This is a genomic window from Candidatus Peribacteraceae bacterium (genome assembly GCA_041661065.1).
Classification (GTDB): domain Bacteria; phylum Patescibacteriota; class Gracilibacteria; order Peribacterales; family Peribacteraceae; genus CAIKAD01.
Window position 1 is genome coordinate 854120 of sequence record JBAZVD010000001.1, and the last position, 17859, is coordinate 871978.

8 protein-coding genes are annotated in these 17859 nt (G+C 63.4%); 3 read left to right on the forward strand and 5 right to left on the reverse strand.

Annotation, left to right across the window (positions count from 1 at the left end):
- From WC698_03925 to queA, 5 genes are all read right to left on the reverse strand, one after another.
- A partial coding sequence (locus tag WC698_03925; GenBank protein ID MFA6039383.1) for an S-layer homology domain-containing protein occupies window positions 1-1665 on the reverse strand: 1665 nt, incomplete at its 3' end.
- Window positions 1666-1776: 111 nt separating this feature from the next.
- Window positions 1777-3009: a hypothetical protein gene (locus WC698_03930; protein MFA6039384.1), complete on the reverse strand. Its 1233-nt coding sequence runs from the start codon at window positions 3007-3009 to the stop codon at window positions 1777-1779.
- Between the two features lie 46 nt (window positions 3010-3055).
- Window positions 3056-12229 carry a glycoside hydrolase family 20 zincin-like fold domain-containing protein gene (locus tag WC698_03935; GenBank protein MFA6039385.1) on the reverse strand — a complete coding sequence of 3058 codons (9174 nt, stop codon included), beginning with the start codon at window positions 12227-12229 and terminating at the stop codon, window positions 3056-3058.
- A 66-nt stretch (window positions 12230-12295) separates the two neighbouring features.
- Window positions 12296-13291, reverse strand: a complete 996-nt coding sequence (locus WC698_03940; protein ID MFA6039386.1) for a trypsin-like peptidase domain-containing protein — start codon at window positions 13289-13291, stop codon at window positions 12296-12298.
- A 159-nt stretch (window positions 13292-13450) separates the two neighbouring features.
- Window positions 13451-14512: a tRNA preQ1(34) S-adenosylmethionine ribosyltransferase-isomerase QueA gene (queA, locus tag WC698_03945; protein MFA6039387.1), complete on the reverse strand. Its 1062-nt coding sequence runs from the start codon at window positions 14510-14512 to the stop codon at window positions 13451-13453.
- Window positions 14513-14725: 213 nt separating this feature from the next.
- On the opposite strand from queA, the gene WC698_03950 reads away from it, so the two are divergent.
- The 3 genes from WC698_03950 to WC698_03960 are packed head-to-tail and all read left to right on the forward strand — an operon-like array spanning window position 14726 to window position 17744.
- Entirely contained in the window at window positions 14726-15895 is a 1170-nt protein-coding gene (locus WC698_03950) for an AI-2E family transporter (protein ID MFA6039388.1), read from the forward strand.
- A 28-nt stretch (window positions 15896-15923) separates the two neighbouring features.
- Window positions 15924-16895: a DUF5671 domain-containing protein gene (locus WC698_03955; GenBank protein ID MFA6039389.1), complete on the forward strand. Its 972-nt coding sequence runs from the start codon at window positions 15924-15926 to the stop codon at window positions 16893-16895.
- 45 nt (window positions 16896-16940) lie between these two features.
- Entirely contained in the window at window positions 16941-17744 is an 804-nt protein-coding gene (locus tag WC698_03960) for an LssY C-terminal domain-containing protein (GenBank protein ID MFA6039390.1), read from the forward strand.
- Window positions 17745-17859 lie beyond the last annotated feature (115 nt).

The window sequence follows — 17859 nt, forward strand, 5'->3', positions numbered from 1 at the left end:
GCACGTAGCGTTGCTGCAGATCCCGTAGGCATGGTTGGGATGGGGGCAGATAGTGCCGCAGCTGCCGCAGTGGTACCTGTTCGTGTTCAAGTTCACCTCACTGCCGCCGCAGGTGGAGATGTTGGCGTCCACCGGAGCCCCCTCGCACCCATTGGCATCATTGCCGTCCAGGTTCCTCCACCCCTCCATGCATCCGCCCAGGACGCACGTAGCGTTGCTGCAGATCCCGTAGGCATGGTTGGGATGGGGGCAGATAGTGCCGCAGCTGCCGCAGTGGTACCTGTTCGTGTTCAAGTTCACCTCACTGCCGCCGCAGGTGGAGATGTTGGCGCCCGCGGAAGAGACAACCGATGCTGCCGCGGAACTCTGCGGGACCGATGGCGCGCTCTTCGGGCTTCCTCGGCACTGCCCGCCGTTGCAGCGGTCGTCGACGGTGTTCGCATCCCCGTCATCGCAAAGCAGGGTGTTGTTAGCATGCATGCAATTGTTCCTGCCCTCCACGCAAGAGTCATTGGTGCAATCGTTCCCGTCATCGCAGTCGCGGATGCTCCCCCCGACGCACCTGCCTGCCCGCAGTGCTTCACCCACGGTGCAGTAGGAGCCGTCATCGCACGGCTGCCCGTTCTCTGGCTCCCCGTTTTCTGCGGCAGCCTGGGAAGACACGGGAGCGGCGGATGTCGCCCCGTCCCCCGGCCGTGCAAGCTTGGACCAGATGCGGTAGAGGATCACCGCCGCTTCAGCGCGGTTCAAGCGGCCTTCCGGGGCAAAGTCCCCGTTGGGATTGCCCGTCATCAGGCCGTAGCTGCTCACCATTTGGATGTCTGCGAAGAACGGATGGTTGGGCGTCACGTCATCGAACACCACGGCATCCGAGGGTTGCTGCCCGTTGCCTTCCAGCGCCGCTCGGGTGGAACGCGCCACCAGCCCGGCGGTGAAGGCGCGCGAGGAGGGGGCGTCGGGATCGAAGCGGTTCTGGGTTACGGCGGCTGCGTCCACCCAACCGTTGATTTCAAAGGCGCACAGGGGAGCGCGCGCGAAGTGATCCGCAGCCACATCGGAGAAGTTCGCTTGGGAGCAGGATTCGTAGGAGAGCCACTGGCGCGCACCCAGGAGGCGCGCGAGGAGCGTGACCATTTGAGCGCGTGTCACGGGATCGCCGGGGCCGAAGCTGCCGTTGTCGTAGCCGCGGATGATCCCCAACCTGCTCATGCGGATGATGGCTTCCTGCGCCCACCCTGGCTGTTCGTCTTGGAAAGGATTCGTGAGCCGCTCCTCGATGACGATGAAGACGGTGGCGTAGTGGTCGGAAGCATCCGCCGTCACGGCGTACCTCCCCGCCTCCTCCGCACCGTTGAAAGTGAACGAGCACGTCTTCACGTTCGTGCAACCGGGGATTTCACGCATGGACTGCCATGTGGCATGCATGTAATACCAGGAGGCGCGGATGGGCAGGGTACTCGTGCCCACATCTCCCAGCGCCGTGAGGCGGACGGGATCTTCCAATCCGTACGTGCCCCCGCCTTCGGGGATGGGGATGCTGATGCTCTGCAGGCCTTCGATAACCTGCGCGATCTGGCTGGAATCGGAGCTGAGGCTGGCCACGCCGAGCGCAGCTACAGCCAAGACCGTTCCAAGGAGAACGAGGGTCGTTTGGCGATTTGCCATAAGGAAAACGGGGGGAATTTCCCATTACGATACCGCACCGCCCCGGAAATGCACTTGCGGCACGCCGCGTCCATGACCGCGTATGAGGTGGCGGGGACGACCGGAATGACCCTATGGCTTCCGTGACGCGCGCCGCGCAAGCGCCGCCGAGCCGCCGAACATGCCCGTCATGGCGCCGATGCCGAGGAGAAGCAGTACCGCAGATGTGCCTTGGTGGAGCGGCGAAAGGAAACGGGATGTATCCTCCAATGCCCCCGTGAAGGGGCCGGCGCCCGTCTGCGGCAACTGGACGGCAACGGGGAGGACGAGGGAAGCGATGGGCGCGTCCATGTACCCTTGCGCGCGCACCGAAGCGACAATGCTTGTGCCTGCGGGAACGGAGAGCACGGTGGCATCCAGCGTGATGAGCCGTGTCTGGTCGGGCTGGACGTCGAGCGTCCATTCCACCGCGCCCGCCCCGCGGACCATTCCCCATCCCATGTTAGTGACGCTGAGCTGCAGGGGGTCGTACGTGAAGCGGACGGTGACGGAATCAGCGGTCTGCTGGGAACGGTTATGGACGAGGATCCGCACGGGAACCGTTTCGCCGGGCTGCACCATGCCGAAGCCCGCTTGGATGCTCACGCGCACGCCATGCGCTTGCGGGCGTGCGGAAGACCGGGAAGAGGACGACCGCACGGAGGAGGAAAAAGAGGAGGAAGAGGTTGTGCGGATGTACTCCCGGCCGCCGCCGATCCCGCTGCGCTGGTCGTGGCGCTCATCATCCTGATCCCGGGAGAGACAGCCGGGATCCGCCATGTCCACCAACAGGTCGTGGTCATTGTCCATGCCGTCGTCGCACTGGGGAGGGATGGGAACGCAGCGGATCCGCGTGCGTACGGGGACGGTGGTATTGCTCAGCGGGAACGCATCGGTGTACAGGCTCTCCACGGTCGATTGGAGGACGTACTCGATATCCGCGCACGCGTTCTGGTGCGCGGTGCGGAGCACGACGGGGATGGAGCGCCGCACGTCGAGCCCGAGGGATCCGTACGTGCAGAACACCTCATTCTCGTCCGCATCGAAGCTGCACGCGGCATCCGATCCCTCCCTCTCGAAGTGCAACCCCATGGGGAGCGGCGTGCGGACGATGACGCCCTGGGCGACCGCCGGCCCCTCATTCACCACGAAGACGGTGTACGTGAACGACCGTCCGCGGTCGACAGTCGGAACGGTTTGCGCATCCACCACCAGATCCACCGCGTACTCCCGGTCCGCGGCGACGGCCGCGTAGGGGAAGAGCAGCGAGAAGAGGACGGCGCAGAGTGCGGTGGCCGTGGCAAGGGTGGAGCGGCGTGCGAACATGGGCGGGGGGTAAAGGGGAATAGGATGTCCCCCCCTGCCGCCGTTGTCAATTTCGCTCCCACCCCAGCCTGTCGAGGAGCCTGCGGATGAGGGAATTGCTGGGCGCCGCCGCGTGCACCGTTTCCTCTTCGCCATACTCCTCCATCACCTTCCGCACGATGCCGAGCACATCCCGGCGCCGCAAGGGGGCTTGGGGAGAGCTGGTGAGGCGGAAGGGGACCGAGGCCATCCACCCTTCGTCATTCGCAAAGGCCAGGACTGCCTCATCGGTCATCCGTGCCGCATCCCTGCGTACGTCGAAGGCTTCCAAGATAAGGCGGAGCAGCGCGACGCGGGAAATGGGGGCGTCCACGTCCAGGGCGGGATGGGAGAACACGGGGGAACCGCGTGCTTCCAGGGTGGCCACGTACGCTTGCGACCAGTGGTCGCGCGCGGAGAGCGTGGCGGGACGGTCTTGGGATCGGAGGGGAATGTCCGCCGCCTCCACCACGATTTTCGCCGCCTCGCTGTACCGCAGGGTCTGGCTCGGCTTGAAGAGGCGAAGGAAGAATCCCTCCGCGCTGCGGAATCCCGAGATCACCCCCCGCGCCGCAAGGTAGCGCACGTCGGAGGCGACGGGAGAGGAAGCGGAAATATCCAGGAATATCATGAAGCCCCCCTGGCGCACCACAAGGGGCAGGTTTCCCGTGAAGGTGGTGCGGACGGTGGCGGCGAAGGACCGCGCCGAAGAGCTGGTTTGCTGCAGCGTACCGGCAGCCTGTTGCACCATGCCTCCTCCGATATCGAGGAAGGACTGGAGCAGGGAGGAGACCGTCCCCCTGCGTCCGCCGCCGCCTCCACCGTTGCCCCCGCCTCCGCCGCCTCCTCCCGTCTCCCCGGAAGAACCGCCCTCGGTAACCCCGTTCTCCGTGCCGCCACCCGCCGCCCCATGTTTTTCGTCGCTGCTGCTTCCTCCGGCCGTCCCTTTGCCCCCCTCCCCTTCCCCGTCCGAAGAAAGGACCGTGATGGTCACATCCCAGGGGATGTAGTGCTTCTGCGTGTCCCTTGCCGTGACGGTCACGATGTAGGTGCCGGCATCCCCCGCCTTCGTCTGCCAGGAGAAGGAGCCTTGGTTGCCCGTGCTCGTGAAGGAGGAGCCCGGAGGAAGGTCGGAGCCGGTGAGGGTGGGCGTTTCTGTCTGCGATGTCGCCGTGACGGAGAAGGCGACGCGCTCCCCCTCCCGCGTTTCCACGCGCCGCGGGGCATGGACGATGGGGGGATCGGTGAGGGTGGGGTAGGATTTGACGGCATTCCACGCGCGATCGGCCGCATAGGCCACGCCATCCAAATAGGCAAAGAACTCCTGCTCGCTCATGCCGAGCGCCGCATACTTGTAACCTTGGTAGGACCACATGTCGATGGCCGCCTTCCCGTTCATGGGGCCCCCGAGGAAGGAGATGCCCAATTGGTTGTAGAAACTCGGGGAATTGGCGATCTTCCCGGTGCGGTCATCGCCGCTGTACCACCAGTTGAGGAAGGCCATGCCGGTGGTCTTGAGCATGGTCAACGCATGCCAGGTCTTGCCGGGTATGCCTCCGTACGAGAGCTGCGCATTCTCCGTGGCTCCGGTGTGGTAGGGGCTCAGCATGTCGTCCCAGAGGAGGACGGTGGCGGCGGGCGCAAGGGCATGGATGGTGTCGAAGATCTGGTTGAAGAACCGCGCCATGAGCTCGTAGTTCGCGAGGCCGAGCTTGCGGGAACGGGAGTCCCTGTTGAATCCGCGGACCTCGTCCATGCCGATGTAGACGAAGTCCGGCAGGACGTAGGTCAACGTCGGCTTGATCACCTTCTCGCGGTAGACCTCGATCACCTTGGGGTCCGCGAAGCTCATGTACTCGTACCTGTCCTCCTGCATGCGGGGGAGGAAATCGTACTCCAGGGAGAGCGTGGAACCCGCTGCGATCCTCCCTCCTTCTTTCCTGGTGATCGTCATCTTCTTTCCGTTGATAGGATCGGAAGGACTCAGCGCTCCGGTACGGACGACCTCATAATCCTGCCCTTCCGCATATTCCACGGACTTGTCTGCACTCCACACGTGCAAGCGGGTGGCATCGGTTTCGAGGACATTCACGACGCGGTGGCTGACGTTCTTGATCGAGAGGTCATCGAGCCACAGGTTGACGGGAATCGTGCCTTGCGCGCGTGAGTAGATGTACATCTTGGTGGCGTCCAAGGTGGCGAACATCGTCGCGTACTTCCGCCATTTGTTCCCGTTGCCTTCGAATATCAGGGATTTCACGAAACCCAGGTACTGGTTTTTATCGTTGTAGAACACGCACGTCACTTGCGTTTGCCCCACGCCATCTTTCCCTTCCTTCTTTGCCCACAGGGACAGTTCATAGATGCTCTGCGGCTCCAGCTTGTAGTACGGTCCGTTCGCGCCCTGCTGCGGGTAGGGTAACGAGTTGAGTATCGCGCTGGACTTCGTGGTCCCCGAGAGGTCTTTCTGGAGCGTCAGTTTCGCGGAGCCCGGAGCGGAATGGTAATCCTGCGTATCCACGGACCAGAACGTCTCGGCGTCGCTGTTGTTCATGGACCAGCCGTCGGGGACGCCATTGCCGTCCGCATCCGCTTCCATGCCGCCGTTGACCATTTCCAGATCCGTGTAGACGGGATTCACGGTGCCGTCCGCGCCCACGGTGGCGGGGACGTCCTTCATCCAAACGCCTTCGTTCAGGTTCCGATCAATGCTGTTCACATCGTAGGGCGATGCGTTCAGCACGGTGTACATGTGACGCTTGCGCAGGAAGTCCTCCCGGTCGAGGAGCTTCTGGACCGCCGCGGCCGTGGGATTCAGGGAGAGCCTGGGGAGGGAAGACATCCACAAGTTGTACTTGTAGCGGGTGAGGACCTCGAGCCATCGGATTGTCCCCGCTTCCGTCGTAGTAGTGATTGTTTCCCCCTGCCAGGAGTAGACGCCGCCTCCGTAGAAGGCGCGGACCTTCATGTCCGGCCAGTCGGTGATCTTCGTGTGCGGCAGGGTGAGTGTGGCGCCGCTGCCGCGCTCGGGGCTGAGACCGAGGAGCCAGCTGAGCGTCACCATGCCGTAGTAGGCGCCGGCGGTGCTCTTGGCGAGGATGAGGATCTCCGGGGGACGGCCTACGGAGACGGGCTTCACGAGGAGCACGTAGCCTTCGTTGTACTTGTCACTTTGGAGGGCTTGGTCGATGTTGATGCCCAGCGCGGACGCATGGAGCGCAACGTCCGCATTCTCCTTGGGGTTGCCGATGATGATCCGCGCGCCGGAGGGTTGGGAATCCACATCGACGGCGGGATACGCGGAGGCGGGGACGGCGCTCCCCTTCCCCCACAGTTCCTTGCGCAGCTCTTGGACCGTGAAGGCTTCAAAGGGGTCGTCCAAGTCCGCGGCGATCGTCCAATCCGTCGTCACGTCCACGGTGAGGCCGGAGAGTTTCTGCACCTGCTGCGGGCGCGGAGTGACGGCGGCGGCGATGACGGGGTCGTCCCCTTCCGCGTCCGAAGGAAGGACGGTGATCATCACGTCCCACGGGATGTAATGACCTTGCGCGTCCCTCGCGTCGATCGTGACGATACGTGTGCCCGCATCCCCCGCCTGCGTCTTCCAGCTGAAGGCTCCTTGGCCTCCGGTACTGGTGAAGGTGGCGCGGGGAGGGAGGCCGGATCCCGAGAGGGTGGGCGTGTCATTCTGGGATGTCGCCGTGATGGAGAAGGAGACGAGGTCCCCTTCCTTGGCGTTGATCTTGCGGGGAGCCTGCGTGATGACGGGAGGATCCGTGAGAGTGGGATGCGACTTCACGGCGTTCCAGGAGCGGTCGGCCGCGTGCTCCACGCCGTCGATGTTTTCGTAGAACTCCTGTTCGCTCATGCCGAGCGCCGCATACTTGTAGCCCTGGTAGGACCACAGGTCGATAGCCGGCTTGGAACTCGACGGCCCCCCCAGGAAAGCGAATCCGAGCTGATTGTAGAAACTCGGGGAATTGGCGATCTTTCCGGTCCGGTCATCGTCGCTGTACCACCAATCGAGGAAGGCCATGCCCGTGTTCTTGAGCGTCGTGAGGGCGTGCCAGGTCTTGCCGGGTTGTCCACCGTACTGCACTTGGGCATTCTGGGTGCCGCCGGTGTGGTGGGGACTCACCATGTCGTCCCAGAGGAGGACGATGGCGTCGGGTGCAAGGGCGTGGATGGTGTCGAAGACCCGGTTGAAGAACTGCGCCATGAGCTCGTAGTTCTCCAAGCCGAGTTTCTTCGACCGCGAATCCCTGTTGAACCCGCGAACCTCGTCCATGCCGATGTAGACGAAGTCGGGATGGACGTGAGCGAGGGTGGGGGCGATGAGCTGATCGCGGTAGACCTCGATCACCTTGGGGTCCGCGAAGCTCATGGTTTCCGACCGGTCCTCCTGCATCCGGGGGAGGAAATCGTATTCCAGGGAGAGCGTGGAGCCCTGGGCGATCCGCCCCCCTTCTTTGCGCGTGATCGTCATCGTCTTCCCCTGGAGGGGATCCGCATTATTGAGGCCTCCGATGCGGGTGACCTCGTAGTCCGCCCCTTCCACGTACTCCATGGCCTTGTCTGCGCTTCGCACGTGGAGGCGGGTGGAGTCATTCTCTATCACATTCACGAGGCGGTGGCTCACGTCCGTTATCACGATGTCATCGAGCCACAGGGTGAGGGGGCTCGTCCCCTGTGCCCGGGAGTAGATGTACATCCTCGAAGCGCCCTGGGTAGAGAACATGACCTTGTATTTTCTCCACGTATTACCGTTATCCGCGAAGGTGAGGGATTTGGAGAAGGTTGCTTCCGCGCTTCCCTCTTTGAAGAAGACGCACGTGAGTTGCGTGTGGCTTTGGTCCCCCGTCACATCCACCTTCGCCCACACCGAAAGTTCATAGGTCTTGCCCGGTTCGACTGCGTAGTACTTCCCTGCATCCAAGCCCAGTTCGGGATGGGGCAGCGATATGAGGTTGGAGCTGGACTTCGTCGTGCCGGAGAGGTCTTGTATCTGGGCCAACTTAATGGAGCTCCCGCCCGCGTGGGAATCCTTCGTATCGAGGGTCCAGGAGGACGCAGGATCATTATTCGACGGGTAGCTCAACCAGTTGTCGGGGACGCCGTTGCCGTCCGCATCCTCCTCGAATCCGGGGTTCTCGAGGGCGATGTCTTCGTAGAGGGTATGGATGCCGCCGTCCTCACGAACGGTGGCGGGAACATCCCTCATCCATATCCCTTCGTGGAGGGTTTCATCGAAGCTCCGGACAGAATAGGGCGTGGCCGTGAGCGCCGTGTACATGTGGCGCTTGCGCAGGAAGTCCTCCCGCTCGAGGAGCTTCTGGACCGCCGCGGCCGTGGGATTTTGGGAGAGCCGGGGGAGGGAATCCATCCACAGATTATATTTGTAGCGGGTGAGGATGGTGAGCCACCGCTCTCCGCCGGAGACGGTCGAGGTATTGATGGTCTCCCCCTTCCAGGAAAAGATCCCGCCGCCGTAGAAGGCGCGGATTTTCAAATCCGGCCAGTCGGTGATCTTCGTATGGGGCAGGGTGAGGGTAGAGCCGCTGCCCTTCTCGGGGCTCAAGTTGAGGAGCCAGGAGAGAGTCACCATGCCGTAGTAGGTGCCGGCCGTGCTCTTGGCGAGAATGAGGATTTCCTTGGGACGCGCGAGGAGCACGTAGCCTTCGTTGAACGCATCGCTCGTGAGCGCCGTATCGATGTTGATCCCTGCCGCGGCCGCCGCGGCTCCCACAGCCGCATTCTCCTTGGGGTTGCCGATGATGATCCGCGCGCCGGAGGGTTGGGAGCTCACATCGACGGCGGGATACGCGGAGGCGGGGACGGCACTCCCCTTCCCCCACAGTTCCTTGCGCAACTCTTGGACGGTGAAGGCTTCAAAGGGATCGTCCAAATCCGCGGCGATCGTCCAGTCCGTCGTCACGTCAACGGTGAGGCCGGAGAGTTTCTGCACCTGCTGCGGTCGCGGGATGACGGCGGCGGCGATGGTCTCTGCGCCTTCCCCTCCCTGTCCGTCACCCACCGTGAATCCGCTCACTGCGAGCGTGTCCGTTGCGAGACCTTCGTCATCCGTCACCGTGACGGTGCAGTCGCCGTGCGCCCCGGGGGCGAGTGCGGAGAACGTGACGGTGTTGTCGCCGCTCACCGCGCGCACGGTTGCGGACGTGCACGACCCGCCGTAGGTGATGCTGCCGTCAAACGCGGAATGGAACGTGTAGGAAGGGGTCGTGGAGGAGGTGGTGGGAGGGACGGGAACTTTTTCCGTGAGCCACCGGTCGCCGCGGAGCCGAAGGATGCTTGCGGCTAATTGGCGGCGGACCGTGGTGAACGCACGGAAATCACCCGGATCTTGGGCGGGGGAAACATCTTTGAATACTTCCTCGTAATATCCGTCCTGCCGTATGGCGCTGGTATGGGAAGAGGGATCCGTGGTGATACGTGCCCGCATGCCCTCCAGCAATGCGGAGGCGACAGAGGCGGCGGGATGTTCGGGATGCTCTTGAAGCAGGCGCTGGAGGGTGGCGATATACTTGGCGTCCTTGATGCCCTCCCGTATCCCTTCCGCAGCCAAGAGAGGGAGGAGCTCACCGCTCCACGTGGGGTAAGCGAGGATGAAATCGGGATACAAGGTGAACTCCCGCAGGGGATTCACGTCAAAATCGTTGAAGGGATCGGCGACGGAATCGCTCATCGCATACGAAGAGATGATGCTGGCATCGAAGCCGAACGCCCCGAACCCGTGAAGGAAACGGTTGTACACGGGATACCGGACATTGGAGAAATAGGTGGTGTAGTAGCCTTTCCCCCCCTGAATCTGGCTGCCGTATTCCGTGTAGCGCATAGCCAGTACCGGAACATCGAGGAGTGGAAAAAGGGAAGGGACCACACCTCCAGGAACCTGGTAGACACCCAGCAAGCTGCCGCTCAAGGCACGCCCAATGGGGGGATAGGACGTGACAGTCGTCTTGCCGCCATAGGCGCGGATGATGGTGTAGAGACGGTCCGAGATGATACGCAGTTGGGGATTGATCCCCGGCTCATCCGAAACGGAGAAGTGCCACTGCACGCCCCTCGCCTCCCCGAGCTCGATGACCTTGCGGATGTACGCACCGAAGGCGGCAACGAACTCCGGTCGGCTCAGTTCTTCCCACAGCGTCGGTGTGGACAAGTCCAAACCTCTGCCATAGAGCGCCTTATAGATGGAAGCCCAGTTGTACGGTTGGAAGACGGCGCGGTCCTTGAGGAACCCTTCCGCAACCATACGGTCGAGACGCTGTTCGAGTTTCGTGGTGTCGAAGCCTGTGACCGCCCCTTGCGCGTCCTTGAGGGGGGTGATCGACATGTCGTAGAAGAAAGGATCCAAGCCGTACTCACGATAGAAGCGGAACGCCTCGCCGGTGTTCCAGGAGATCGGCTTGAGGTATGGGTCATGGTAGACCGCATTGATGGCAGAGGACCGGTCGAGCGCCAGGGGAAGGACCGTGAACCGCAGCGGAAGTGTGCGCCCGTCGCTCACGCGCACCTCGCCGCGGTACGTACCGGGGGCGGCATCGGGCGGCACATGTACGTGCATCCAGAGGAGCGTCGTGGTGCCGGCGGGGAGCGTGAGGGAGGTGAAGGGCTCCAAGCGGTCCGGCATCAGGGCAGAGCCGCGGCGGGGGTACTCCCGCGCTTGCTTCACGTCATACGTCACCCTGCGCAAGGAAAGCGCCGACGACGGGATGGCGGTGCCGTCCTCCCGCCGGAGGTCCGTGATGGTGAAGGCGAGGTTGGCGACAGTCTCCTGCGCGTACAGGCCGAAACTGAGAGGTTCGATCTCCCCCGGCGCCGAAAAAGCGGAGAGTGCATCCACGACTTCATTTTTCGAAGGCTGTGTGTGCCGGTAGACCATGGCCATCTCATCCCGCTTGAAGACGACGTACGGCTCCGTAAACGTGTCTCCGGATCGATCCGGGGGGAGGGGGACTTCGTAGAACCCCAACCGCTCCCGCGATTCCTTGAGGAAGAACTCGTGCTCTTCCGGCGTGATGGCGCGCAGCGTGATGTAATCGAGAGGAAGTTGCAGGGACGCGTCCGCGGGAATGAGGTTCGGCATGCTGATGGAGAAAGAGAACATGCCGTCACGCGCGCGCAGAAGGGAGAACGGGGATGCGGAGAACACTGTCTGTTCCACCCGCCAAACCCCGTCCCCGTTCCGTCCCAACCCGAAGGGAACGGCTACCCACGCGTTCCCATTGGCGACGAGGGGGTCATCGGGGATAAAGTCCACGCGCTTGCCCACGGTGGCACGGTGATTGGTGGCGGATGTGGAGAGCGCCTCGTCGATGGTATCCCTGTAACGCACTTCCAGGAGGAGAGGCGTTTGGGGCAGGCCTTCGCCGTCCACATTGAAAGCGGGGAACCGGACTTCGAGGCGCTTTGTGGGGAGGAGGGACCGGAAGGAGGTGCTCCCCGTACTCGCTCCCGGACCCAGCACGTCAGCCGTGTAGGAAGTACTCTCGCTCATCACGGTATCCATGCCGAAGTCGATGCTCTTGGCGTCGGCGCCGTCGAGCGGCCCCGTGGGGAGGAACACCGCATTGGGACCGTCCGGCAGCCGGACGAGGGAGACGTCATCGAACCAGGTGACACCGCCGGTCCTGTAATTCGCAGTAAGGAGCACACGGACAAAGGAAGTGCCGCTGGAGGTGCGCAGCATCGCCGCGGCGGATGTCCACTCGGTGGGCGCGAAGAGGTAGAGGGGGAACGACGGCGTGCGGATCCGCTGCATGTTGGCGTCGTACTCCCACAGGTTGATCATGGTGTACTCGTTGCCCCGGAGCCCCTTCACCCACGCCCCGCCCTTGTACCATGTGCCGGGGGTGACGGGTATTTGTTCGGAAAGGCCATACTGGGTGCCCGAAGACGTGATCTTCCACGACGCTTCGCCTCCGTGTTTCTCCGTGGTATCGCACGTCCTGCCGCCGATGGTGCCGTACCGCTCCCACGAAGGAGGCATTGCATCACCGTCGGAAAGGACGGCGCACTCCCCTTCCATGCCGCCGTTCCGGAGAAGGTTCTCTCCGTTATCCCATAATTGCGCGCGTAATATTCCTTTCCACCCCATCCATCCGCGTTCCACGCCCGCCGCAACGGCCGCGAAAACCGCGATGTAAAGAAGGACGATGAGGAAGATTTTTGTCTGTTTCATTATCTATTTATTTTAACATATTTATACTTATTTTGCAATTATTCTCTTCGCTACTGCAAGCCAAAGTTACCGCTCTCCCGGCACCACCCGGCACTCCACCATTTTCCCCTGCCGCAGCACCGTGACGGTGACGGGATCCTCGGGCGGGAGGAAGGCCAGCTGCCGCTGCAGCGCATCCATGTTCGCCATCACCTGTTCGCGGATGGAGACGATCACGTCGCCGGGGCGCAACCCCGCCGCCGCCGCCGGACTCCCCTCCTCCACCGCCACCACTTCGATGCCGCCCTCCTGCTCCAGCGAGAGAAGGCGCGCAACGTACCGCGGCAGCGGGATGCTCCTGCCGTGGAGGCCCAGGTACGCGCGCACCACCCGGCCGTGGTGCATGATCTGCGCGAGCACCTGCTTGGCGGTGTCGACGGGAATGGCGAAGCACAACCCCTGCGCCGGCACGATGATGGCGGTGTTGATGCCGATCACGCGGCCGCGGCTGTCCGTGAGCGCCCCCCCGCTGCTGCCGGGATTGAGCGACGCGTCGGTCTGGATGATGTTGTCGAGCAGATACCCCGTGGACGTGCGCATGGTGCGCCCCAGCCCGCTCACGATGCCCGCCGTGACGGTGGATTCGAACCCCAGGGGACTGCCGATGGCGCAGACCAGCTGGCCGACGCGCAGCGTCGAGGATTCCCCCAGCGCCGCGAACGGGAGAGAGGATCCTTCCGCCTGCACCACCGCGAGGTCGTTCCAGGGGTCGGTGCCCACGATGCGCCCCGGGTACTCGCGTCCGTCCGTGAGGCGCACGCGCACCGCCTCCGCATTCTCCACCACGTGATGGTTCGTGAGCAGGAACCCGTCGGGCGCGAAGAACACCCCCGAGCCATTCCCCGATCCTCTCCTCCTCTCCACCTGCACGTTGACCACGGCGGGGCGCACGCTCTCGGCTACGCCCGTGACCACTTCCGAGTACGCGTCCAGCGCCTCGCGCTCGCGCTCCTCCGCCGCGGAAGCGGAAGAACGGTCCCCGAGGTGGATGCGGGTACGGATGAAGTGCGTACGAGGCGGCATGTCGGATGCAGCGTAGGGAGGATCGCGGACGGGGGCGAGGAAATGGGAGAGTTTTTTAATGCAGAATTTGAAATGCAGAATGAGAAATGATTGCAGAAAACACTAGCTCCGAGGAACACCTTCCATCATTTTGCATTTCTCATTTAGCATTTTGCATTGTCATAAAATCATCATCCCATCCCCGAACGAGAAGAACCGGTACTCCCCCTCCAGGGCATGCCGGTAGAGATCCAGGATCTTCGAGCGGCCCCCGAAGGGAGCCCCCTTGGGGCTTGCGAAGGCGGAAACGAGCATGAGGAGGCTGGATTTGGGGACATGGAAATTCGTGATCAGCCCGTCTACAAGCCGAAATTTGTACCCCTCTTTGATGAAGAGGTTCGTGTGGCCGGAAGGTTTGACGATGTGGCCGTTGGCATCGGAAGCGGATTCCAACGTGCGGACGACCGTGGTGCCTACGGCGATCACCGGCCGCTTCTCCCGCTTCGCCTGCTCGATCAATTGGACGGTGCCGGGATGGATGGCGTACTCCTCGCGGTGGAGTGACCCTTTTTTCCACTGCTCCTCGGTGAGGGGGGCGAACGTCCCCAAGTGGACGTGCAGCGTGACGAACGCGGTGTCGTGGCCGGACTTCTGCAGCTTGCCGAGCAGCCGCTCCGTAAAGTGGAGCGACGCCGTGGGCGCGGCGATGGATCCCGTGTTCCGCGCGAAGACGGACTGGTATTCCCGCCGCTGCTCCGCGGGGCTGAGCGGCGTCTCCTTGATGTAGGGGGGCAGCGGCATCTCCCCGATTTCCTCGCAGGCGTCGATCCAGCGTTCCGCGGGGAACGTTGGCAGGAGGAGCCACTCCCTGCCGTCCGACCCGTCCACGGTAAAGGTGTGCCCGGCGGGGAGCGAGAGCTGCTCGCCGATGCGCAGCTTCTTGTCCGCGAGCGCGCGGAGCAGTTCCCCCGTGCGCCCCAGGATGAGGAGGGAGACCATGCCGCCCGTAATCCTCCACAGCGTGAGCTTGGCGGGGATCACCTTGGTCTCGTTGAAGACCAGGAGGGAGCGCGGCGGCAGCACGCCCCCGATGTCCCGGAACACCGCATCGGCGGTCCCTCCCGTCCGCCGGTCGTAGACGAGGAGCCGCGCGCTGTCCCGCGGGTCGGCCGGAGCCTGCGCAATGCGTTCGCGCGGACAGTGGAAGTCGTACAGGCCCAGGATGTCCTGGAAGGAAGCCATGGGGTGGGGGCTATTGTGACATAGGGTGAGGAAAGTGGGAACAATGTTGGGTGCATTGGAAGATTCCGAAGATCCCGAGGAGTCCGAGGAGCGGTTGCATCTGCCTCCTCGGATCTTCTTCCGGACATTCCTCGGAATCCTCGGCATCCTCTTCCCTTGACCTCCCCGCGAACTGATCTCCGTTAACCGCCTCCTCCTGATACCATGGGACCCATGCCGAACGGACCTGCCGCCTCCGCGAAAAGCCGCATGCCCAAGGGGATGGACCTCCCGGAGAACGTGGTGGGCCGGTTCTCCCCCCTCACGGTCACCAAGGCGTTCTTCGCTTCCCTCGCCGTGGTCGGTGGCGTTCTTTTGGCCTATCTGTTGCGGAAAACACTATTGCTGTTGCTCATCGGCCTCTTCATCGCCGCCGTCATCGATCCCGGCGTGCAGCGCCTGGAGGGATGGGGGATCCCGCGGAGCATCGCCGTGCTCATCCACTACGTGCTCTTCTTCGGCCTGGCCGTGTTCCTGTTCCTCTCCCTCGTCCCCATCATCGCCGAACAATTGACGGAGCTGGCCTCGCTCTCCACGGCGGAAGTGAACCGGTTCCTCCTCCGGCCCGAGGTGGAGCTGCCCATCCTCCCCGAAGACTGGAACCGCGAGCTCTCGCTCCTCCTCCAGAGCACGCTGCAGCACCTCTCGGTGGAGAAGATCCCGGACATGCTCCGGGAATTCGCCTCGTCGCTCTCCACCTTCGCGCGGGGTTCGCTGCAGTTCGCCACCGGCCTCGCCACGTCCGTGCTGTGGTTCGTCATCGACACCCTCGTGGTGCTCCTCTTCGCCTTCTTCTTCGAGATGGAACGGGACCGCACGCTCCCCTGGCTCCTGCAGTTCCTCTCGCCGGCGCAGCGGACGTACACGGAACGCAAGTTGAACCACGTCTACGTCAAGCTCTCGCAGTGGGCCAAAGGCCAGCTGGCCCTCTGCCTCATCATCGGCACGCTGGTGTTCCTTGTGCTCACCGTCCTGCGGATGCCCTACGCCCTCACGCTCGCCATGCTTGCCGGCTTCACCGAGTTCATTCCCTACGTGGGGCCCTTCCTCGCCGCCATCCCGGGCGTGCTCATCGCCGTCAGCCAGGGGGACATCGTGTGGGCGCTCATCGTCGCGCTCTGCTACTACGCCGTGCAGTGGAGCGAGAACAACCTCATCGTCCCCATCATCATGCGGCACGCCGTGGACGTCTCCCCCGTGGCCACCATCTTCGCCATGTTGGTGGGCGTCAGCTTCCCCACCGTCATCCACCCCATCCTGGGCATCCTCCTCTCCATCCCCGCAGCGAGCATCGCGGGCATTTTCCTCGATGACTTGCGGAGACCGTCAAAAACGGTGGTATAATCCCTTTTCCTCCTTTCCCCTCCCTCGTATGGCTGCACGCACCACGCCCAAGGACGTCTTCCTGCACCTGCTCGCCATCGTCATGCTCTACGTGAGCGTCACGAGCATCCTCACGCTGCTCTTCCAGTACGTCAACGAGCTGTTCCCGGACGTGCTGACCGCGGAATTCAGCTACCGCGCGGGCGCCAACCTGGAATTGATCCGCACGGCGGCCGCCGCGCTCATCATCGTCTTCCCCGTGTACCTCCTCGTCTCGTGGCTGCTGCAACGCGACAGGAAACAGGACCCGGCAAAGGGGGACCTCCCCGTGCGCCGCTGGCTCCTGAACCTCACGCTCTTCCTCGCCGCCCTCATCATCATCGTGGATCTGGTGACGCTCATGTACCACTTCCTCAGCGGGGAACTGACCATGCGCTTCCTCCTCAAGGTGGTCGCCGTACTGCTCACGGCCGCGGCGGTGTTCGGGTACTACCTGTGGGAACTGCGGCAGACCGCCTCCAAGTCCCGCGTGCCGCAGTACAGCGCCATCGCCTCGGGCATCGTGGCCCTGCTGGCGGTGGTCGCCGGATTCTTCATCATCGGCTCGCCGTTCTACCAGCGGCAACTGCGTTTCGATAACCGCCGCATCAGCGACCTCGCCACCCTCCAGAACCAGGTGGTGGAATTTTGGATCAACAAGGACCGCCTCCCTTCCACCGTCGATGAACTCCGCAACGAGCTCCAGGGCTACATCCCCCCGCGGGATCCCGTGACGGATCAACCCTACGAGTACCGATCCGTCTCCTCCCTTTCCTTTGAGTTCTGCGCCGAGTTCGCCACGGAGCAGACGAAGGAAGACGCCAACCGGACCCCCTACGGTGGCCCGTACGGCGAACCCCAGGCGGAGCTGTGGGCCCACGGCAAGGGGCGCGCCTGCTTCACCCGCACCATCGACCCGGAGATGTATACGCAGCAGCGGTTGTACCAGAAGGGGGTCCCTGCGGAGACCGTACCGCTGTAAGGGGAAGGGATGGGAGAGATGGTATACTCCCTCCCGACAGACTCCATGAATCCTCTCCCCCTCCCACAGGCTTCCAAGCGCCGCCGCATGCGGAAGAAGCGCGGTCCCAAGGCCGCAGCCGTACGGCGCGGGACGCGCAGCGTGTTCATGCTCCTCGCCTGCTACGTGCTCACAAGCTACATCGTGCTGCCGTTCGCCTGGCGGGTGGTGGAGGGAAAAGCCTTCGCGGACGCGCCCACCCTCACCGAGAACAGAATAGGCATCCCGGGCGACCCCCTCAACGTGGCCCTCATCGGCGAGCGCGAGGAAGTGATCCGCGCCCTGCTCCTGGCGGGATGGCAGCCCGCGGATCCCCTGACCCTCAAGACCGTCCTCTCCACCGCGGCGAGCATCCTCCTCAACCGCCCCTACCCCACGGCCCCCGTGAGCAACCTGTACCTGTGGGACCGCAAGCAGGACCTGGCGTTCCAGAAGATGACGGGCAAGCGCCCCACGCAGCGCCACCACGTGCGCCTGTGGCTCGCGCCCCCCGACGGCGGGGACGGCCTGCTGGCTGTGACGCCGCGGAACGGCGGGCGCCCCCTGTGGATCGGGGCGGCCACGTTCGACCGCACGGTGGGCTTCAACCGCTTCACGGGACAGCTCACCCACCACATCGACCCCGCCATCGATGCCGAACGCGACACGCTCATGGGGGACCTACGCGCCGCCAAGCAGCTCGTCGAGCTCCTGCGCGTGCACGACATGAACACGAATACGGAAGGCCGCAACGCGCAGGGGGACCGCTATGTGACGGACGGGGACTTGGCTTTGGGAATCATCCACTCCGCAAACACGCCGCAGGAGTGATCGCAGGAAGTGTGCCCCTCTTTCACTCCTCTATCCCCCAACCCCTTTCTCCTTCGGAGAAAGGGGAGTACTTCCTGTGGCTGAGGAGCTTTGAAGCGAAGACAGAAAGTTCATC

Excerpts from the sequence above, each read along its gene's own strand:
- WC698_03940 (MFA6039386.1), bottom strand. The coding sequence starts at position 13,291 with ATGCCGCCTCGTACGCACTTCATCCGTACCCGCATCCACCTCGGGGAC.
- WC698_03960 (MFA6039390.1), top strand. The coding sequence starts at position 16,941 with ATGAATCCTCTCCCCCTCCCACAGGCTTCCAAGCGCCGCCGCATGCGG.
- WC698_03950 (MFA6039388.1), top strand. The coding sequence starts at position 14,726 with ATGCCGAACGGACCTGCCGCCTCCGCGAAAAGCCGCATGCCCAAGGGG.
- WC698_03935 (MFA6039385.1), bottom strand. The coding sequence starts at position 12,229 with ATGAAACAGACAAAAATCTTCCTCATCGTCCTTCTTTACATCGCGGTT.
- WC698_03930 (MFA6039384.1), bottom strand. The coding sequence starts at position 3,009 with ATGTTCGCACGCCGCTCCACCCTTGCCACGGCCACCGCACTCTGCGCC.
- queA (MFA6039387.1), bottom strand. The coding sequence starts at position 14,512 with ATGGCTTCCTTCCAGGACATCCTGGGCCTGTACGACTTCCACTGTCCG.
- WC698_03955 (MFA6039389.1), top strand. The coding sequence starts at position 15,924 with ATGGCTGCACGCACCACGCCCAAGGACGTCTTCCTGCACCTGCTCGCC.